Consider the following 22,694-nt stretch of genomic DNA (forward strand, 5'->3'; position numbering starts at 1 on the left):
AGTCGGTCGTACCTCCCTCCGTTCTCGTTCGTCATTCCTGCTGTTTTCAGGGCTTTCTTTTTTTCCTTTTTCTTTTTGAAAAAATATTGTCGGATTTTTTAGTACTAATGAGCCATGCCAAACTTCATCATCAAAACCCACCAAAAACACACTGCCTACAGTGGAAACCGAATATTTATCCTCAACAAAGGAATGAATAGCGGAAAGCCATCCAAAGAACCATTTACCAACAGTTTTGTAATCATATTTGACTCTAACGAAGATTGTGAAAATATGTATTGGATAGCATACAGCTTGTGGAAATCGAAATTTTGGCATCAACATTTAGTAGGGTCTGTTATTTCGTTTTTACGCCTTCCTGATTTCAAAAAAGAGTTTTTCTCGAAATCAAAATTATTAATGCAAGAACACGAGGAACATCTAAAGTACGTGGCTGCTTTAAAACTCCTGGAATTAAAAGAAAAGCAATTTCACGAAAATATGGATCTCATAAACGATATGCGTAGAGTGATTTCACATCGCTACTGCAATAGATAATTTATTTACTAACCTTTAAAATTACTCCTATGAGCATTTTTTTATTATTCCAAACAGATAATTGGAAATCAAGAGCATCAAGAGTTTTTTTTGGTGCTTTTGACAGCAGAAACAAAGCAATTGATTTTGCTAAATACAACGATTTATACTGCCATAATTCCGAAGTAGTGGTCGTTGAGGTTTTACTCAATCAATTTGGTGAAATCTAAAAGCAAAAAGCCTGATCTCACGACCAGGCTTCCATATGTTTAACCCAAACCCCGAAGCTTCGGGGCACAACTAGGGCTAAACTTATTTTTTGTGCTTCTTATTTAGGCTTTTAAGTAGTAACGAAATCGTAAAACTGACAATTGCTCCAACAGTAGCTAAGACCGCTGTTTTTAGAATGTCCTCAGATTGAATGTTAGGTATCATACTTAAAAATGTGCCTCCGGCAGTTCCCATTAAAGTGTGGTTATTGGCTGTCATCAGTAGTACTAAGCTGACTTGAAGCAGACAAAACACCTCCGGCTACTGCAACATAACCTCCAATAGTCGTTACTATTACAGGTAGTGTAATCGGAGCAGCTAAAATTGTTCCGCCTATTGCAGCTAATGCCAGACCAACATTTCGAAGCACTTTAAAAAATTTTGGTGTGGGAGCTGATGCTCTTTTTATAATTTTTTTCATAAATCTATTATTAAGATTGAATCAATATTTCAACACTTTCTTTATTATCCAAAGCTTTATAAACAATGTCTTTTAACTTTGTAAAAGCTTTTCGGGACATCAAACCTAAACCAGATCCAGAAAGTTTAGTTACCGGAGCAATACAGCCTTGCAATTCCTTTTGAGCATTATTAGCTGGATGAAAAAGAATATATTTTCTATTGGGTACATCTACCAATTCCAAATGCCATTTGTATTTGGCACTGTATCGCTTTCTAATAAAATATTTCCCTTCCGGAACACAGGAAACCTTCGTTTCGTTCCTCTTCCACGGCAATTCAATGGTATTACAAATCAGTTTACCTTCGCATTCGAGTTTACCATTGGTTCCTTCAGGGAAATAAGTTCTAGTTAAAAACAAAACCATACTTCTAACTTCAGATTACACACCTCCGTCAACTTGGATAAGCGCTAAAGGGTTGTAAGCACCGTTTTTCAAGGAATACATACTTCCGTTTACCTCTTGGTAAAACTCCAGTCCTAAAGCCAAAAACAACGGTTTAGTACTGTTTGCAGTAACAGTATTTACTTGGTTGATTGCAGCTGTTGCCGTAACATCCCATGGCAAAATCGCTGTTTCTGCATGTTGTTCCACAAAAGTTTCATTTTCAAAATCAATTTCAACCCCGGCTGAAATAATTTTGAAATGAGTAGTTCCCCCAGGAGCCGCAATCATATTCGATGGAATAAACGATGGAATATCCACTGTGATTTCGCCACTCACCCTGTTAATACCTCCTGTATACGGAGCAAACAAACTAGTACCTAGCTTTCCTCGAATATTAAATTCGAATCCGGCTAACAATTCCGCTTCACCATCAATTACGTTTCTTAATCCACGTTCGTTAGTAGAATCAGCCTGAATCACCTTAACCATAGATTGCGTCAAACGACTCACCATTCGGCTATCTGCCGAGTTTAACAACAGTACACGCAGTGCAGTTCTTAAAACCTTACCCGCCTTCCCTGCTCTACCAAACTCAGAACCATTTTCACGGGTTCTTTGAAACGCAGGATCAGTCGCGATTCTGTTAGCGTCAATTCCGCCTTTTTCTCTCGCTAAATGCCCATCCTGCGTTTTATAAAAAGTAATATCCCCGATAGTACCTTTTAATTTAATTATGCCTTTTTGCCTTGCCATTTCATTTGATTTTTAAAAATTTAACTTTAATTATTTTAATCGTTGCTGCAACATTTAGATTGATTATGCAGCAAATTAAAACCATGAATTGAAGTGAAATTTTCTTCTGTATCCGATATGGCACAAACAAAACCAAATGGCAGCTTTTTATACTTTTGTCACCAAATTTTCAATTGAATATTTTAATAATTTTATAATTCTAATAGCTATCAATTACTAACTAAAGTCCTATCAAAGCCATATATAAAGTATGAAGAATCAAACCAAAAGGTTGTGTATCTATCCAAAGGACATACAACGCATTACAGGAAAGAGTTACCGTCAAAGCATAAGATTACATCACAAAATTAGAACAGCCCTATTCAAGCAAGAAAACGAGCTGCTGTCAATTACTGAATTCTGTGAATATACCAGTTTAGATTTCGAACAAGTTTTAGAACTAATTGTAGATTAATTTTAAACTTAATATAGTTCAAATATTATACTGGTTATGAGTGAAATAAAGAAACAAAATGGGGATATTACGACTATTATTTTGTAATTTTGCTAAACCGAAATTAATCACAAAATCATATAATTCTAAAGGGGTAGAATTAGGGGTACATAGAAAAACAACTATTGTAATTCATTGTAAAACAAACGAATAACAAAGCAAAACAAATCCCTCTTTCTCCGCTGGAAACGAAACCCCCTGTGTTTACAAGGGGTTTCAGCGTTTTTAGCACTTACTAAAAAGTATTTGAACCTATATTTTACCAAACAGATATTCTTTCCTAACCCCTATAAAACCTGAGATTATAAAATTTCACTTTTTTTAGATTTTCAATAGTAAGTACATTTAGTCAAAGTTTTGTGCACCTATTAGTACACCCATTTACTCGCCTTTTTCTACTCCTTAAGCAATCTTATCTTTTAATAAAAACAACCACAAAACACTAATTACCATCACTTTATAAATATGGAAATTCACAAATAAACTAGCAATTTAAAGCGCATAAAACAATCAAGAATAACTCAAGGGTTAACTATATCTCAATTTATAAAATAGTATTCAATTCTGCCGTTAAATCCGGTTTGATTGATAAAACCCCTTTTAATTTTTACAATAGAAGTCTGCGCAGAAAAAAGGCCTCTATTCAAACCTAAAAATATCAGAAGGCATTTTGTTCTTGTATTAGGAAATATTTCCTGCTGACCTCTACTACATCTGTAAAAATCTTCTTTTTTATCCCTGACCGTTCCTTTTTACGTATATAATAAAAAGGATAGGTCATGCTTAAAGTCTATTTTTATTTAAAATCCAGAAAAGATCAAGAAGAAAAAGAATCACTTATCTGCGCTCGTTTAAGTTATCAGCAGCAGACTACAGCACTATCGACCGGAAAATATATTTCAAAGGAAAGATGGAATTTTACTAATAAACTCAGAAATGTACTTAAACTGGAAAAAGAAAAAATAATCCGCCAAAGTTTAGACCTGCTTCATCTAAGCATTGACAAAAAATTTAATAAGATAATCTTAAGCGGTAATCCTGTCTCATTAAAAAATCTGAAAAAGGATTTAAAAGGTATAAAAACACCAACGGCAATTTCAATTATTGACATCATGGAAACTTATATAAACTACTTCAAAAAAAAAGTCTCTATTTCAGAAAGATCAAAACCATCACTTCAAAAGTATTCACGTTCTAGAGATTTGATAAGAGTGTTTATACAAAACGAATACAATAAGACCGATATTGCTTCCAGCAAAATTTCAAGCTCATTTATTTACAAATTAGAATCTTTCTTAAAATTTGAAAGCAGTTTTAAAAACAGAACAGGAATTAAAAACAATTCTGTAGTAAAATATATAAGGATGTACAAAACAGCCTGCAATTTCGCACTTAAAATGGATTTAATAAATAAAAATCCTTTCAATGTTTATGATGGAAAAATAATTGAGAAAGATGCAGTCTATCTTTCCCAGAGAGAATTAAACGCGATACAGTTAAAAAAAATCAAATTGAAACGGCTTCAAAAAATTAGAGACATCTTTATTTTCTGCTGCTATACAGGATATGCTCCTATCGATGCTTTATCTCTAACTGCTGACAATCTTATTACTGACAACAACAATTTTTCATGGATTATGACTACCAGAGCCAAGACATCAACCAGTTCAAATGTTCCCATCCTTCCTCCAGTACAGGAGATAATTGACAGATATAAAGGCATGCAGACTGGTCTGATACCAAGTATATCAAATCAAAAAATGAATCAATACCTTAAGGAACTTGCTCTAATGTGTAAAATCAATAAAAAACTAACCTGGTATACGGCCAGACATACATTTGCTACAACTGTTACATTAGGAAATGGAGTAAGAATAGAAAATGTATCTTCCATGATGGGACACAGTAACATTTTACAAACCCAGCATTATGCAAAAATATTAGATCGCAATGTAAAAAAAGACATGCTTAAATTGATAAAGAAATACAGAGATTTCTAAATTTCTTACTTTACATTTCTTTGCTTTTAATTATGCAAACTTTGTAATCAAATTTAACATTCCAAAGATTTGAACTTGATATTATTTCTGCCATAAAAAGTTCATGCAAATTTAAAAAACCAACAACTACTCTAAAATGAGATTTAATAAAAATCAATCACTTTTTAAGAATAGTTAACCAATTTCGAAATAATTCTGATAGAAATTGAAAGCCTGTTTTCCTAATCACATCTAACTTCGCTTTATCAAAATATTGAAAATAAACAAACTATAAACGTAAAGATGAAGATTATGAAAAAAACCTTTAGCTTATTTTTAGCTATCTCGGCCATTACTTTTAGCTCGTTTGCTCAACCCAATCAAAATGATGAATCATTTAAATGGTTTAAAAAAGCGTCTGAAGTAATTAATTACCAATTAAACCAAGCCACAAAGACATACCTTCCCGGTAAAAACCCGCGTTCAATAAATCCTGATGGAACGGTAAGACTAGCTGGACTGACGGATTGGACTACCGGATTTTTCCCCGGAAGTTTATGGTATGGGTACGAACTTACCGGTGATAAAAAATTAGCTCAGGAAGCTAAAAAATTTACACTTGCGCTGGACTCTATCCGAAATATAAAAACCACACATGACCTTGGTTTTATGCTCTTTTGCTCTTATGGTAATGCGTACAGAATTACAAATGACTCCATCTACCTTCCTGCATTGCGTGATGGAGCTCAAAATTTAGCCAATAGATTTAATTCAAAAATTGGTGTAATCAAATCCTGGGATTTCTCGTGGTGGCATTATCCTGTTATTATTGACAACATGATGAATCTGGAGTATCTGTATTGGGCAGCAAAGGAATTTAACCAGCCAGATTATGCCAATGCAGCCAATACACACGCATTAACTACAATGAAAAACCACTTTAGAAAAGATTACAGTTCCTATCATGTGGTTGATTATGATCCTTTAACCGGTAAGGTGTTACGAAAAGCTACTCATCAGGGATTAACTGATGAATCCTCCTGGGCTCGCGGACAAGGATGGGGTTTATATGGATATACCTTATGTTATAAAAACAGTAAAAATCCAAAATTCTTAAAGCAAGCCGAAAATATTGCTTCTTTTATAATGAATCATCCCCGAATGCCAAAAGACAAAGTTCCTGTTTGGGATTTTGATGTACACAATGCAATGGATACCGCTGAACGTGCGCCAAGAGATGCTTCGGCTGCCGCCGTTATAGCATCTGCCTTATTGGATTTGAGTACTCAAGTAAAAGATGGGAAAAAGTATGTTGACTATGCCGAAGACATCTTACAATCATTGTCTTCAGACGCTTATTTGGCTAAGCCTGATGAAAATAGTTATTTCCTGCTTAAACATAGTGTAGGTGCCTTTCTTTACAATTCTGAAATTGATACTCCATTGGATTATGCAGATTATTATTATCTGGAAGCATTAAATAGATATGCCGATATCAAAAAGATTGATTCATCAATAACCATCCGATAACAATCATTTACAGTTACCGAATGAAAATGTACTCCGGAATTACAATCTAAAAATTGTAACCATGCTGATTTTTATATGGTAAACCAAGATTTAAAGCAAACCACCATTAGTAAATACGGATACATTTCAAAATAATAATTGGCTAATCTAAGAGACAGACTTAAAAAACCCAACTCTAAAAATTAGCCTTATTTGATTAACCCTAAAACCAAACTATTATGAAAAAAAGTTTACTTGTCTTGATTTGTGTATTTGCCCTGTTAGGAGCAAAAGCACAAAACTCTGCCTGGCTGTATGACTTTGGTACTGCCGCAGCAGCTCCTTACACATCCACAACCTATAGTAGCAGTTATTTACCCACACCACTGGAAGGAGGCGGTAATGCTGCTGTAAGAGCTTCATCAACTACTGAAGGATCAATAGAATTAACTTCCTCCAATTGGGCAGGTGGTAACGGAGCCGAGCTAAAAATAACCGGAGGAACAACTGCTTCAGGAGCCAAATTTGGTTTAGCTCCATTTAGCGGTACAACAGTTGCTGCTTTTCAATGTAAAATAAATATCCAATCAGGAAGCAATGGACGGTTTTTGCTGTATTTTGGCAATGGAAGTAATTTTACCTCCGGAAGCAGCATCAGCGTAGCACAAACCTTCGCTTCATTGCGTTTCACTCTCAATGCAACAGCTGTCAATCTGGATTGGCTTTCATCATCTACCAGCCCTAACTATAATACAACAGGACTTTCTCAAACAACAATCAACAAAAATCAGTCCTACACTTTGAAGTTTTATATGAACAACAGTAATACCTCAGCATCATATATTACTGAAAATGGAAGTACTCCAACCACACACAATCTGGCTGCCGGAACTTTTGATATCTGGATTGATAATACGAAAGTACTAATCAATGCTGATCCCGGAACTGGTTTACTGCCACAGGGAACTACAATTAATGGAGTTAATTTATTAAATGTGGGTGCAGGTTCATCGGCTCCTGTAATGTATATTGATGATATCAGTTATTCCAATTTTTTAATACCTACACCTCCTGTACCACCAGCAACGGTTACCAATAGCCTTGTTAGTGTTGATTACGAAAGTGGAACCGAAAACTCTGGAATTTCAGATTTAAATACTACCAATGCCACTGCTGCTGATGCCGAATACATAGTGAGTCCTGGTCGTACCGGAAATTATGCTATAGCACATCGTGTAACCATTGGAGACTCTGGTTATTTTTCCGATAATCATTGGCGCAGTGAAGCTGCTACTGCTCAAATGTTTGATACCGGGAAGTATTATCCCGGAGATGAACGTCGTTTTGAAACGAGTCTTTTACTGAAAGACTGGGAGCCTTATACACCGGGTATGGCTCAAAATGGTGATATTATTTTTCAAGGTAAACAAAGCGGCGGTGAAAACCCTGCCTGGTATCTGAGTGCCAAGCGCAATAGTATTACTTTTCGTATTCCAAATGATAATATCGAGCCAACAATTATAGAGGATTTTCGTCCGTACATCAATCAATGGATTGATTTCAGAGTGGATGCTAAAATGACAACGGATGCCACTGGGTATTACAAGGTTTATTATAGATTACCGGGGCAAACTAAATATGCTTTGGCTTATGAGATTAGTAATCATAGAACTTTCAATCAGGATATTCCTGAAGAAAATCCTTCAGGATATCTAAAATGGGGATTGTACCGCCCAGGACAATCAATCACTACCGATCCACCCAACGTTGCAACGCGTATTATTTACCATGATGACATACGAATTTTTGAACTTAATAATAACAGTGCTCCGGTACAAATATGGGGAAATACACTCAACGGTACTATTGACTTTAGTTCCCCTGTTATCATAGGAAATATTTCTAATTCCAATATTGTAAATGACGGAAGCACAACTCCTAGTTTCTTTTATGCCACAGAAAGCGGGCTTAACACCGCCGGCGTATTTAGCAACAGAGTTTTACTAAATGGATGGACTAATAAAGTATTGGCATCAGACCCCGCTACTCCATTTAATCCTAGTCATTATTTTGAATTCAAATTGCAACCGGCAAATGGTTACAAAATCGATTTTTCTAATCTTAAATTCACAGCGAGAAAAGGAAACACCACTGACCCTAGTATGTTTGTAATGCGATCCAGTCTGGATGGTTTTACTAATGATATTACAACTCCTCAAAACTTTGCCGGAACAACTGCTACGGCACTTACCTACAACCTGTCTTCATTGTCTAACGTTCAAACACCTATCACTTTTCGTCTGTATTGGTATAGTTCTAACAGAACAGGCGGAACTCCTCTGGTAGGTATCGACGATTTTTCATTCAATGGTCGGGTTAAACCTGTTTTTAATATTCCTGAAAAATCGGATATAACTAAAAGCACAGACCCCGGTTATAGCACCTATACTGTAAAAGCTAATGAATTTGACGTAATTGCAGTAAACAACTGCAGTAAAACCACTTACAACTATACACTTAGCGGAGCTACTACAGGTAGCGGTAACGGCTCACTGGCTGATCAAATTTTTAACAAAGGAGAAACCCTCGTTAAGTGGGTAGCCACCGATGAATGCAGCAACAGTTCTTCTGTTTCATTTATAATAAAAATTAATGATACTGAAAAGCCTATTTTCACCGCACCTTCTGCAATAATCGTAAACAATGATGAAAATCAATGTAATGCAAGCATAATATTAGTTCAGTCTACTGTTACCGATAACTGTGCCGTGGCTACTATTACTAACGATGCGCCAGCCTTATTTCCTATTGGTATCACAACAATAACCTGGAAAGCAACCGACACCAGTGGTAACACAGCAACAACAACGCAAACAGTAACCGTAACTGATACACAGGCTCCGAAAATAAACGTCACTCCTATAATTAACCTTTGTTATGAAGCAAGCGGTAATTATACAATTCCCACAGCAGTATCTACCGATAATTGTACTGTAAACACTGTGACGTATCAAATTAACGGTGCTACTGTAAGAAATGGAAATGGCTTAGATGCCAGTGGGAATTTCAATGTAGGCATTTCAACAATAACATGGATTGTTACTGACAATGCCGGCAATAGCAGTACAGCTACAACTACCGTTACAATTAACAGCAAATTAACGGCAGACATTGCTGATATTTATGCAGTTAGTCCAGGAGGTCAGGCTAATACAATTTACTTGGGTTATGGTCCTTCTTCGCTAACCTTATCTGCAACACCTACTAATGGTACAGCACCTTATAGCTATTCGTGGAGTAATGGTGCTACAACTGAAAGTATTACAGTAAGTCCTTCAACGCCGGGAGTACACAGTTATACAGCTACAATTACAGATGCACTAGGTTGTTCTTTTGCTGTAACCAAAGAAATAACCGTAATCGATATTCTTTGTGCAGACGGTAAAGTAAAACTATGCCACAGCTGCAATCCTAACCATGATAAAAGTCTTTGCATCTCAACAATTGGTGTTGCTGATCATTTGGCGCACGGCTGTTACTTGGGAAATTGCAATACGCTGAGTAGTAAAAAAAATATTGAACTTGCAAAAGAAGTAACAAACGAGTTTTCTGTAATGGTTGCTCCTAATCCTACAGATACAGAATTTCACATTACTATTAGCAGTAATTCTGCAGAAACTGTTGCTATAAATGTGTTTGATATTTCAGGAAGAAGAATCAACTTATTAAAAGTAAATCCTAATCAATTCATAAGCTTTGGAAACAATTTAAAATCAGGAATATACCTGACCGAGATAACTCAAGGTAAGAATAAAAAAACAGTTAAGTTAATCAAACAATAATTTGTTTTTTTACTTAACTTAATAAGTAAATAAAATTATAAAAGGCTATTATTTTTTGATCAAAAACAACCAATTTATAGTAGCTTCTTATTGATTTTAAAAGAATTTAATTGACAATAATCAATTTACAACACGATGATAAATTTTAAAAAAACAATAGCCCTTAGCTTTTTATTTATAGCAATATCTTTTGTCAAAGCTCAGGAATTGCCAATATCTAAGGATAGTTTCGATAATATCAATCTGGCTTATCACGGCTTAGAAAAAGTGAACGCACTTTATACAGCAGCTAAATATGATGAAGCTGCCAAAGAACTTCTTTCCTATTATCGCAACCGAAAAAACATCAAACATCCCGATTTTAATATTGGCGATGAAACTCGATTTAGAGGAAAAGACATTGGTAAAGCCAATCAGTTAAAAGCAGATAATGCCTTGGTACACCAATTTCAACCTCAAAAAGGCTATGGCTATTATGATTATGGTAAAGATATTAACTGGGAATACTGGCCGGTTAAAGACAACGAAGTGCGCTGGCAATTACACCGTGTTACCTGGTGGCAACCTATGGGAATGGCATATCGCAGTAGTGGAGATGAAAAATATGCCAAAGAATGGATTTTTCAATTCAGAGATTGGGCTAAAAAAAATGCTTTAGGTTTATCTCCGGAAAACGATCGTTATGCCTGGCGACCTTTGGAAGTGTCGGATCGTACACAAAGTTTGCCCGGAACTTTTAATTTATTTATAAACTCCCCTCATTTCACAGCTAATTTTTTATTAAAGTTTTTAAACCTGTTTCACCAACAAGCCAATTATATTACTAAACATTATAGCGCAGAAGGCAATCATTTACTATTTGAAGCCCAAAGAGTTTTAGGAGCAGGCAGTATCTTCCCGGAACTTAAAGATGCCGAAGCTTGGCGCAAAAGCGGTATTGAGATATTAAACCGTGAAATAAAATTACAGGTTTTAAATGATGGAATGCAATGGGAACTTTCGCCAACGTATCATGTAGCCAGTATTGAAATTTTCCTGAAAGCCTATAACTCGGCTAAAATGGCCGGTGTGGCACAGGAATTTCCAGAAAGCTATGTAAAAACAATCGAAAATATGGCCGTGGCAACAGCAAAAATTTCCTTTCCTGATTATAACAATCCTATGTTTGGAGATTCTTGGCTTACTACTAAAGATGTCCGAATGAAACAATTTCAATCTTGGTCAAAACTATTTCCCAAAAATAATTTGCTACAATACTTTGCTACCGACGGCAAAGAAGGTACTATCGATTTTCTATCATCAGCATTAGAAAATTCCGGATTTTATACCTTCAGAAACGGTTGGAATAACAAATCGACAGTAATGATTGTAAAGGCTGGTCCTGAAGGAAAATTTCATGCACAACCTGACAATGGAACTTTCGAACTTTGGGTAAAAGGGCGCAATTTCACACCTGATGCAGGTTGTTATATCTACAGCGGAGATGCTGAAATCACAAAAATGAGAAACTGGTATCGTCAAACAAGAGTACACTCGACCCTTACACTCGACAACCAAAACATGGTAATTACAAAGGCGGAACAAAACAAATGGGAAACGAGTAAAAAGCTGGACATCTTAACCTACACCAACCCTAGTTACACCGATTTGAATCATCAACGCAGTATCCTTTTTATAGACCAAAAGTATTTTTTAATTATTGATAAAGCCATTGGTAATGCTACTGGAAATTTAGGAGTTCATTTCCAATTAAAAGAAGATAGTAATCCTGTTTTTGATAAAATAAAAAATAACGTTACTACTACTTATTCTGATGGAAATAACCTTTTAATTCAATCATTAAATCTGGATAAAGTTACGCTTAACGAAGAAGAAGGAAAAGTTTCGTATGCCTATGCAAAAGAAATTACAAGACCTGCTTTTGCTTTCGAAAAAACTAAAAATGATGATAAAACAGCATATTTTATAACTATAGTTTATCCCTACGACGGTACTAAAACTCCTGAAATTGAAATTAAGGAAAATAAAGGAAATGATTTTGAAAAAGGAAACATTAATCTTTCTTTAAATATCAATGGAAAGAAAACCAATTTAAACGCTAAGATTCACTAGCAAAAAAATACCATCACTATTTTCCAAACAGTACTAATCTAATTTTAGAAAAATTATTTTAAAATGCTTTTGCAAACTAATTAAATTCAGCAAATACAGGTTTTTAATGAGTTTTTTACTGAGTTTTAAGGATTTAAAAGTAGTATTCATCAAATTCAATAGTATTTTGGACATTTTCAAAACTAAACTGAACAACTGATTTATAACTTTACAAATGTTAATTAACTGTAACAAATTAAAAATCAATACATAATTGATTAATCCATTTTAAAAACATCATAACTAAACAAATCCTAAAACCAAACTTTATGAAAAAATCAATTTGGGAGTATCCTTGATACGATACAAAAAGTAAACTGATATTTAAAGAAAAGAAAATCTCGAGAAAATAAATTAACAAATATCAAAACTATAATTTTAACTAACTCATTACCAATTTTAGAAAAGGTTTTATCCCTTATTCTATATTAATAACAAAATTATGAAAAGGACTCTATTTTTATTTTTGTTGCTTACAAATTGCATCCTCGTATTTGGGCAAGATAATGTTACCGTAAATGGTATGGTAAGCGACGGGCAAAATATGCCAATGCCAGGGGCTACTGTTATAGAAAAAGGAACAAAAAACAGTACTGTAACCTCAATAGATGGTTTCTATCAAATCAAAGTAAAAGCAAATGCTACATTAGTATTCTCTTTTATAGGGACAAAAACAGTTGAAGAAAAACTTAACGGTCGAACAACCATAAACACAAAATTAGCCGATGAAACAAACAGTCTTAATGAGGTTGTAGTTGTAGGTTACGGAACCAAATCAAGAAAAGATCTTACCGGAGCTATTTCTTCTGTTAAAGGAGAAGAGCTAGCTAAAGTACCGGTACAAAACGTAGCTCAGGCATTGCAAGGACGCATTGCTGGTATGGAAGTTACTATGAGTGACGGAACACCAGGATCTGATCCTTCTATTAAAATACGCGGCGGAATGTCCATTACTCAAAGTAATGAACCTTTGTATGTAATTGATGGTGTGCCTCAAACTGGAGGATTAGGTTTTTTAGACCCTATGGATATTGAATCAATAGATATACTAAAAGATGCTTCATCAACTTCAATTTATGGAGCACAAGGTGGAAACGGAGTAATTTTAGTAACCACCAAACAAACAAAATCCGGAAAAATAACAGTTAATTACGATACCTACGCAGGTATAAAACAGGTAACTTCTGAAATTCCTGTAATGAACCCATATCAATTTGCTCTATTAACTTATGAAAGAGTAGTAACTGACCCTATAAAACTGACCGCATTTACAAATAATTATGGTGCTTTTGATCAACTGGAATCACTTTATGCAAACAGAGCTGGTAAAAACTGGCAAAAAGAAATCTTTGGAAGCCCGGTAATGAGTCAATATCATAAATTGAGCATCAGCGGCGGACAAAACGAAACTAAATTCAATATTTTCTATTCTCTAAATGATGATGAAGGTGTAATGAGAGAAAGTGCTTCGAGAAAAAATATTGCTAAAATATCGATAAATCATAATGTAAGTAAAAAGTTTTCGATTAATGGTATTGTGAATTATTCCAATCAAAAAATTACTGGATTAGGTACCGGCGAAGGTGGAAATCCAAGATTAAGTATGTTGCAAAATGTATTGCGGTACCGTCCTGTAAATGGACTATTAGGCACAGATGATGAACTTGAAGATTTATTGTTAGATCCATTAGATACCAGTCTTGCATTACAAAGCCCACTGGTTTCCATAGCCAGCCAACAAAGAGAATCAGTTAAGAAAGGATTAAATGCAAGTGTACAATTACAATACAACCTTACTCCTAACTTAGTTTACAGAGGATTAGCGAGTTTAACTGATAACAATACTACAAGCAAGTATTTCAATGACAGTTCAGGTATTCTGGCTATCAGAAGTGGTGGTGCCTTTGGTGGAATTTCCGAATTTCATTCAAGCCGTTTTAATTATAATAACACCCTTACATACAGTAAAACATTTGCTAAGAGTCATAAGTTTGATATTACTGCCGGTCAGGAATATATTTATAATTATTCTGAAGCCTTTTCTGTAAGTGCTTCTGCCTTTCCGGAAGTAAATTCAGGCTGGGATAGATTAGATCTGGGAACTGTTCCCGGAATTCCAACATCACTTACTGAAGATGATAAAATAATGTCTTTTTTCGCCAGATCAAATTACTCATACAAAAACAGATACTTATTATCGGCAAGTTTACGAACTGATGGTTCTTCTAAATTTGGAGCAAACAACCGATGGGGATATTTTCCAGCAGTCTCTGCCGCATGGAGAGTTATTAACGAAGATTTCATGAAAAACGCAACTGCTATTTCTGATTTAAAACTTCGCGCAAGTTACGGTCAGGCTGGAAATAACAGAATAGCTAATTATGCAGCATTGGGAATTTTTGATTCAGGATCTTATCCTTTAAACAACACAACCGTTACTACTGCATTCCAGAAAAATCTTCCGAACCCAAATTTGAAATGGGAATCAACTCAATCTACTAACTTGGGGTTAGATTTAGGTTTTTTCAACCAAAGAATCACTCTTACAACTGAATTGTACGATAATCGCTCTAAAGATTTACTGTATAACACTCGTATTCCTGCCAATGCTGGTTTTACAAATCAGTTTCAAAATATTGGATCTACCTCTAGCCGTGGTCTTGAGTTTACTTTAAATACAGCAAATATTAAAAAGACTGATTTCTCTTGGAATACCAGTTTTAACATCGCTTTCAACAAAACCAAAGTACTTAGTTTGAGTGAAGGTGAAACCTCATTGTTAACCAGTAGTTATTTTCCTAATGTAAACGACTACATATTAGAAGTAGGAAAGCCGGTAGGTATCATGTACGGTTATGTTAGAGATGGTTTGTACCAAGTAGGTGATTTTGATTACAATACAACAAATGGAACTTATGCTTTAAAATCAGACGTAGTCAAGGACAATGGTGCAGCAGCACAACCGGGATTCATTAAATTTAAGGATGTCAATGGAGATGGAGTAATAAACGATTTGGACCGAACTGCAATAGGAAATGCTAACCCTAAATTTTCTGGAGGTTTGAATAATACCTTTAGTTATAAAGGAATCGATTTGAGTATATTTTTAAACTTTACTGTAGGTAATGATATTTTTAATGCCAATGTATTAAACAACGCAAGTCTTAATACAGAGAACTTAAATTCATTAGCAGTATTTGCAGACAGATGGACAACTATTAATGCCGTCGGACAACGAGTAACTGATCCTACCGAGTTAGCAGCTTTAAATGCAGGAAAAACAAATCCTGTTTACAACGGAAATGCTACAGGTCGTTTGTATAGCGATATTATCGAAGATGGTTCTTTCTTGCGTATCAACAACATCAGCTTAGGATATACTTTACCTAAAAAATGGTTGAATTCAATGAGAATTTCAAGTATGAGATTTTATGTAACTGCTTATAATTTGTATGTATTTACCAAATATTCAGGTTATGATCCTGAAGTTAGTGTAATTAATAATGCCTTAACTCCTGGTGTTGATTTTAGTGCTTATCCAAAATCAAAATCTTTTATTACAGGTTTAAATATTTCACTATAATTTAAAATTTAAAGAAAATGAAAAATAAAATATTTTCCCTAAAAACAATTTTAGTAGCTGGTGCAGCTTCTTTATTACTGCCCCTTACTTCTTGTGATAATCAGATAGAAACCACTCCATACTCTTATTTCACATCTGATAATTTTTTCTCCAATGAAAACGAAGCCTATATGGCAACATTAGGAGTATATGAAATCATGTCATCTCAAGAGACCTACGGTTGGAATATTCCTCAAGTTTTTGATACGGATACTGATCTTATCCAAATTAGTGGAGACACCGATGTTGACTGGAGAACAATACCACACTACAAAGGCATTTCAAAAACAGTAACTTTTTATACTGTATGGAGTAAATTGTACAATGGTATAGACCGAGCAAACGTGGTAATTGAAAAAATACCCGAAATGGATTTATATAAAAACGGTACTGAAAGTCAAAAAACGCAATTGAACCGCATGTTAGGTGAAGCTAAATTTTTACGTGGTTTTTATTATTCTGAGTTAGTACGCCTTTGGGGAGATGTTCCTTTTAAAACCAAAAGCTCGCAAACAGGAGATAACTTTAGAGCAGGTCTTGTGGATCGTTATGAAATCTATACGCAAATTATAAAAGACATGCAGGAAGCTGCTGCCGTATTGCCTGAAGCAACACCTACAGATGAACGTATTAATAAATGGGGAGCCAAAGCTATGCTTGCCAGAGTGGCATTATTTGCCGGAGGATATTCATTAAGAGCAGATGGAACTATCAAACGTCCAGACAATTATAAGGATTATTACCGATTGGCACAACAAGAAATTAATGATATTATGGCTAACAATCCCTATAAGTTAAATCCATCTTATTCTAAAGTATTTAAAAACCAGTGCCAACATGTTTTAGAACCTACTGAAAACATTTTTCAGGTTGCTTTTTACAATCCTGCAATAGGAACTATATTAGCCAATACTTCTTGGTCAGGTTATTTCAATGCTCCAGCTGCACCTACTGCTACTAACAGTTTTTATGGCGGTACAGCAGCCAGATGTTTAGTACCTAAACCATTCTATACTAGTTTTGCAGCAGGAGATCAACGCAGAGATTTTTCAATTGCTACTTATATCTTTGATGCTCTTGGAAACAAGCTCGCTCGTATAACTACTAACCAAGATCAATCATGGACAACAGCCAAATGGAGCAGAGAATATCAAACTAACGCTCCTCAGGAAAGAATTAGTACTTATATCAACTGGGTAATTATGCGTTATTCTGATTTGTTATTAATGCGTGCTGAAGTTGAAAATGAATTAAATGAAGGCCCTAATGCAATTGCGTATGAAGCCATCAATGAAGTGAGAAGAAGAGGTTTTGGTTTGGATGTGCCAGGAAGCAGAATTAGTGTTGCTTTAGGAAGCCAAGGTACAGGATACACATCAGCAGCTACTGTAGTAATTAATATCACAGGAGGAGGCGGTACTGATGCAGCCGCAGCCGCAGTAACAATGGCCAGTGGAGGTCGTATTGCTACAATTACAACACTACGTTCTGGTGACGGTTATACTTCTGCTCCAACAGTAACAATTACTAGTACTGATGGAAAAGGTACCGGAGCAACTGCCACAGCTACACTTTTAACAAAACCAACAGCTGCACAAATTAATCTTGCTGGCTTAGACAAAGCTAATTTTCTTAAAGCAATACAACAAGAAAGAGCCTGGGAACTTTCTGGTGAAGGAATGCGTAGAGCCGATTTAATCCGTTGGGGAATTTTAGCTGAAAAAATAGCCGAAACAAAAACAGCTGTTCAGGCAATCAGAGCTACTTATCCATACCCAGCATTTGACAACTTTACAAAATTCAAACACGAATTGTATCCTTTTCCAACTAATGAAACGGATGTAAACAAAAGTATTACTCGCCAAAATCCTAATTATTAATATCATATAAACTGCAATCATGAAGAAGATAATTCTATTATTCAGTTTAATATTAATGAGCAGCTTATCTTTTGGACAAAACAAACCAAAAAGCATGAAAGATCGAAGAGACTCTTTTTTTACAGTAATGAAATTAAGCGATACCAATAGATTAAAAATGCACGATTTAATTGCAGAAAACGGCAAAACCCAAAAAGCGATTAAAGAAGATCCAACACTTAGTGAAGCTCAAAAAAAAGAAAAATTGCAAGCCTGGAAACAAGAGGTTTCTATGAAACAGAAATCAATTCTCAGTCCTGAAGAATTTCAAATTTGGAGGGATTTTGGAAAATCCTCAAAACAAAAATAATAAACATTAATCCAATGCAGAGCCTCAAAAGCTCTGCATTTCTTTTTTAAATAAATACCACTCCTGAATATTTTGCCATTTAATACCAACTTATAATTAATTAAGAAATGTCCCCATATAGTATAAAATCATAAGTAATTACAACTATAATTACACATAAAATACAGGCTTTAACTAAATTTAATAGCATTTTGAACAAAATCAAAACCGCTTTCAGATGCAGATAGCTAAATTCGTAATATCATTTAAAAGTTATTCAATAAAATTAGCATAGATTATGAAAATCAAAAAACACCTATTGTTTCTATGTCTGCTAGGCTTAAATATGCCTTGGGTTAGTGTTGCTCAAACAAGCAATCGTCCCAATATTCTCATCATTATGACTGACCAACAAAAAGCCGATGCGATGAGTATAGCCGGAAACAAAAATTTACATACTCCGGCAATGGATAAACTGGCTCAAAACGGAGTTCGTTTTACTAAAGCTTATTGCGCTCAACCTTTATGCAGTCCGTCCCGTGCGGCAATAATGAGTGGAAAAATGCCTTTTGAAAATGGTTTTATAGGGAATGCCCCTGAAAAAGATGGACAATGGCCTGAAGATTTATTAATGATGGGTAAAATTTTTCAAAATGGAAATTACAAAACGGGCTATGTAGGGAAATGGCATTTACCTGTACCAACCACTAAAAAAAACCAACATGGTTTTGAATACATTGAGAACACAAACTTTTTAGATTATAATGATGCGGCAACACCTTCTTTTTGTGCTCGTTTTATCAAAGAAAATAAGAACAATCCTTTCTTACTCGTGGCTTCTTTTTTGAACCCTCATGATATTTGTGAATGGGCAAGAGATGAAGATTTAAAAATGGATGTTTTAGAAGATGCTCCTCCGGCTGATCAGTGTCCGCCATTACCGGCAAACTGGCAAATACCTGCTCACGAACCCAAAATTGTTCGTGATCAACAAAAAATAGTCGGTTTACGCACCTACCCTTCTGTCAATTATACACCCGAAAAATGGCGTCAATACCGATGGGCTTACAACCGATTAGTCGAAAAAGTTGATAATTATATCGAAATGGTATTAGCATCGTTAAAAAAATATGGTGTCGAAAAAAATACCATTATCATTTTCACCGCCGATCATGGCGATGGCAATGCAGGACACAGTTGGAACCAAAAACAAATTTTATATGAAGAAGCGGCTAAAATTCCTTTTATCATCTCCAAAATGGATGGTTCGATAACTCCCCGAACGGATGATATGTTAGTTTGCAACGGTATCGATATTATCCCAACAATATGTGGTTTCACAGGAGTGCCGAAACCAACTTACTTAAAAGGAATAGACTTAAGCAAAAAAATAGCCAATCCCGAACTACAACTACGCGATACACTGGTTATTGAAACTGATTTTGCCGATAATGAAGATTTATTAGGCATTAGTGGCCGAGCTGTGATTACTAAAGATTTTAAATACATTGTTTACAACAAAGGAGAAATTAAAGAACAATTATTTGATTTAACCAACGATCCCGGAGAAATCAACAATTTAGCGGTAAATAAAACATACAAAAAACAGCTTATTGCCATGCGAAACTATTTAAAGCAATGGTGCAAAAAAAACGGAGACACATTTGATTCAGGATTATAAATCCGATTAAAAAAATAAAGATATGATACCTAAAAAAATAGCTGTAGTAGCACTATCAATATTTGCAATCCATGTTTTCGGTCAACAAAAGTCCGCATTCATTAAACTAACAGCAGAAAAATTGCATTCCAGAGTTCGCGAATGGCCTTATCCGGTCAATGGGATAACGGTGCCAACCAATGCACCTGCTCTGCTGTGGCCTGGAACAAATGGAAAAGAAATGGTCAAACCCATGGAAAGCGGCAGTACTGTTACTGAAGATCCAAACATTGGGAATGTGCGTTACAAAGTAATGTTAGCCAGCGATAAAAATTTCAACAACGATTTACTTAGCAGTTCTGAGCAACGTTGGGCGGTTTATCCGCTACATCAGGCTTTAAAACCGGGAAAATGGTACTGGAAATACGGTTATGCTTTAAAAGGCAGCAATCAATGGGCCTGGTCTGCTGTTTATGATTTTGTGGTGGATGCCAAATATGCTAATGAAAAAGTATCTCCTCCAATTAGTGAAGTATTGAAAAGAAATGAAGGCTCCCACCCTCTTTTATGGGGTATGAACCGCATTGGAGAAGATTTTTATCGCAATAATCTGGACAATCCAGAAGCTAAAAAATTCATTGTATTTGCAGAAAAACTAATGTTGGCTCCGCTTCCTACTGAGAAACCACAAAGAATCATAGATACTACTGGAAAAACTCCATTGGAGAAAAAAATTATTATCGAAAGAATGTATCACGGTTTTGGTGATGCCGTGGGAAATCCGGTTCGTAATTTGTGTATTGCTTATCAACTGACAAAAGACAAACGCTTTATTCTGGATGCCAAACGCAGAGCATTAAATATTGCCAATATGAATCCTGATGGCCTGGCTACAGGAGATGATTTTACCAGTGGTGCTGTTTTAGAAGCCTTAGGTTGGTTCTATGATGCCGGATATGATTTTTTAACTCTTCAAGAAAAAGAACAATTCAAAAATAGTATTACAATTAGAGCAAAAAGAATTTATAATCATTTGCCTAATCGTTTTGAGTTGCATGTAAGCGACAATCACGTTTGGCAAATTACCCTGCGCAACCTAGCTATTGCAACAGTAGCGGTAATCAATGATGTTCCGGAAGCCAAAGAATGGCTTACTTACATGTATGAAGTCTGGTCGGCACGTTTTCCTGTGTTAGGTACAACCGATGGAGGCTGGCATGAAGGCAATGGTTATTTCAGGGTAAATTTTAAATCTATCATTTATTTATCACAAATGTTTGGTGACTTTAGCGGAGTCGATTATTTTAAATTGCCATGGATGCAAAACCTGCCTTATTATATGTTGTACACCCATCCTAACGGTGCTGCTACTACCGCTATAGGCGATATGTGGGAAAACGTTCCCTACATTGTAAAAGGTGAAGCCTGGTTTGCAGATGCGCTAACTTACCGAATGAATAATCCTTACTTAAATGACTATGTCAATGGAATAAAAAGAGATCACCCTGATTATTTTCATGGTACAGATGATTACCTTTTCTTTCGATTATTGAATTATAAACCTAAAAGAGAACTACCCGTTTCCTCGCCTAATCAATTGCCTAAAACCAGAAAATTTGCAGATGTGGGTGTGGTAGCTATACACGAAAATTTGGCGGAAGCCAATAAAAGTATAAGCAGTTATCTGTTCAGTAGTCCGTTTGGATCTTCGGGGCACGGTCACGCTTCACAAAACGCTTTTACAATTAATTTTAAAGGCGAAGTTCTCTTTGGTGGAACGGGTTATTACAGTAATTTTAGTGATAAACATAACCTCTTATATTACCGAACTTCTAAGGCTTACAACACCATTTTAGCCGATAGTCTTAACCAAAAAATTGGAGAAGAAGGTTACGGTTGGATTCCAAGAGCTATTTCAGGACAACGTATTCAATATGCTTTGGGCGATGCCAGCAATGCTTACGGCGAAATTAAAAGCGACTTTTGGTTAAACCGATTCCAACAAATCAATCTAACACCTAATAAAGCGAATGGTTACGGCGAATCGGGTGTTACTTTATACCGCAGACATCTATTGCAGCTGGATGGTGGTTATATTATTCTTTATGATGAATTAGAAGCCAATAAGCCTGTAAAATGGACCACACAATTTCATTGTCCGTATTATACCATCGAAGGAACAAACGCTGCAAACGCCAACCAACAAAATTTTACGGTAAAAACTGATTTAGGGAATGTGAAAGCAAGTGTTTTTGCGAATACTTCTTTGAAAATGAATATTCACAACAAATTTTTTGAACCAGCAGTCAATTGGAATAAAGTGACCAATGACGAAGGTCAGATTAAAGATTTTAAAGATCAATGGCATGCAGGCATTACTTCGGAAGCCAAACAAAAATTCCGATATTTAACCATTATCCAAGTCAAAAATGGAAAAACCGAAGTGATTAAAACGCTATCAAATAAAAAAGGGTTAACTCATATACAAGTTGGCGATTGGGATATTCAGGCACAATTAGATGGTGAAAAAACGGCTGCATTACAGGTTTTGGGTAAAGAGGCAAAATCCCTGTTTAACTATGGAAATCTGCCTATTCTATTTCAAGGCAAAGCCTATAAATCTAAAATTGCAGGAAGTTCTCTATTATTAGAAATGGAAGGAAGTAAATTGAACAAACAAGAAGCCATAGATGAATTACCGGATGTTGCCAAATATGACCAAAATTAAAATAGCCCTATTCTTTTAAATTATAACAACATTACTTTTTTGCCCCAAATTGCCTAACTTGTTGTTCTCTTTTAACGAGAAAAATAAATATTATTTAAAAGAAAATAAGCGTAGA

At 35.3% G+C, this 22,694-nt stretch carries 14 protein-coding genes and 1 pseudogene; 12 read left to right on the plus strand and 3 right to left on the minus strand.

From position 1 onward, the window contains the following. Positions 1–114: 114 nt before the first annotated feature. A complete protein-coding gene (locus IEV84_RS16620) occupies positions 115–537 on the plus strand; it encodes a DUF6943 family protein (protein ID WP_373282927.1) in 423 nt (140 codons plus the stop codon). 29 nt (positions 538–566) lie between these two features. Next, positions 567–746, plus strand: coding sequence for a hypothetical protein (locus IEV84_RS15450; RefSeq protein WP_188495545.1), 180 nt, complete (start codon positions 567–569; stop codon positions 744–746). Between the two features lie 245 nt (positions 747–991). On the opposite strand, the gene IEV84_RS15455 is transcribed toward IEV84_RS15450, so the two are convergent. Genes IEV84_RS15455 through IEV84_RS15465 form a run of 3 tightly spaced genes read right to left on the minus strand, consistent with a single transcriptional unit; the run spans position 992 to position 2,387 of the window. Next, entirely contained in the window at positions 992–1,207 is a 216-nt protein-coding gene (locus IEV84_RS15455) for a hypothetical protein (protein ID WP_188495547.1), read from the minus strand. A gap of 10 nt (positions 1,208–1,217) precedes the next feature. Continuing rightward, positions 1,218–1,613: a DUF5675 family protein gene (locus IEV84_RS15460; protein WP_188495548.1), complete on the minus strand. Its 396-nt coding sequence runs from the start codon at positions 1,611–1,613 to the stop codon at positions 1,218–1,220. Between the two features lie 15 nt (positions 1,614–1,628). Next, on the minus strand, positions 1,629–2,387 hold the full coding sequence (locus IEV84_RS15465; protein ID WP_188495550.1) for a hypothetical protein: 759 nt from the start codon (positions 2,385–2,387) through the stop codon (positions 1,629–1,631). A 999-nt stretch (positions 2,388–3,386) separates the two neighbouring features. On the opposite strand from IEV84_RS15465, the pseudogene IEV84_RS16625 reads away from it, so the two are divergent. From IEV84_RS16625 to IEV84_RS15515, 10 genes and pseudogenes are all read left to right on the plus strand, one after another. Then, positions 3,387–3,533 (plus strand): annotated as a pseudogene (locus IEV84_RS16625) (site-specific integrase); the annotation flags it as partial. 126 nt (positions 3,534–3,659) lie between these two features. Further along, the gene (locus IEV84_RS15475) at positions 3,660–4,880 is read left to right on the plus strand and encodes a site-specific integrase (protein WP_188495558.1); all 1,221 of its coding nucleotides are present in this window, start codon (positions 3,660–3,662) and stop codon (positions 4,878–4,880) included. A gap of 291 nt (positions 4,881–5,171) precedes the next feature. Beyond that, positions 5,172–6,389, plus strand: a complete 1,218-nt coding sequence (locus IEV84_RS15480; RefSeq protein WP_188495565.1) for a glycoside hydrolase family 88 protein — start codon at positions 5,172–5,174, stop codon at positions 6,387–6,389. 218 nt (positions 6,390–6,607) lie between these two features. Beyond that, a complete protein-coding gene (locus IEV84_RS15485; RefSeq protein WP_188495573.1) occupies positions 6,608–10,210 on the plus strand; it encodes a heparin lyase I family protein in 3,603 nt (1,200 codons plus the stop codon). Between the two features lie 135 nt (positions 10,211–10,345). Then, complete coding sequence (hepC, locus tag IEV84_RS15490) at positions 10,346–12,322, plus strand: heparin-sulfate lyase HepC (protein WP_188495575.1); 1,977 nt, start codon at positions 10,346–10,348, stop codon at positions 12,320–12,322. A gap of 481 nt (positions 12,323–12,803) precedes the next feature. Then, positions 12,804–15,944, plus strand: a complete 3,141-nt coding sequence (locus tag IEV84_RS15495) for a SusC/RagA family TonB-linked outer membrane protein (protein WP_188495578.1) — start codon at positions 12,804–12,806, stop codon at positions 15,942–15,944. A 17-nt stretch (positions 15,945–15,961) separates the two neighbouring features. Then, positions 15,962–17,863, plus strand: a complete 1,902-nt coding sequence (locus IEV84_RS15500) for a RagB/SusD family nutrient uptake outer membrane protein (RefSeq protein ID WP_188495580.1) — start codon at positions 15,962–15,964, stop codon at positions 17,861–17,863. 19 nt (positions 17,864–17,882) lie between these two features. Further along, complete coding sequence (locus IEV84_RS15505) at positions 17,883–18,212, plus strand: hypothetical protein (protein ID WP_188495582.1); 330 nt, start codon at positions 17,883–17,885, stop codon at positions 18,210–18,212. A 277-nt stretch (positions 18,213–18,489) separates the two neighbouring features. Continuing rightward, a complete protein-coding gene (locus tag IEV84_RS15510; protein WP_188495584.1) occupies positions 18,490–19,872 on the plus strand; it encodes a sulfatase family protein in 1,383 nt (460 codons plus the stop codon). Between the two features lie 22 nt (positions 19,873–19,894). Further along, a complete protein-coding gene (locus IEV84_RS15515) occupies positions 19,895–22,579 on the plus strand; it encodes a DUF4962 domain-containing protein (RefSeq protein WP_188495586.1) in 2,685 nt (894 codons plus the stop codon). Positions 22,580–22,694: the final 115 nt, after the last annotated feature.

Source organism: Flavobacterium palustre (genome assembly GCF_014639535.1).
GTDB lineage: Bacteria > Bacteroidota > Bacteroidia > Flavobacteriales > Flavobacteriaceae > Flavobacterium > Flavobacterium palustre.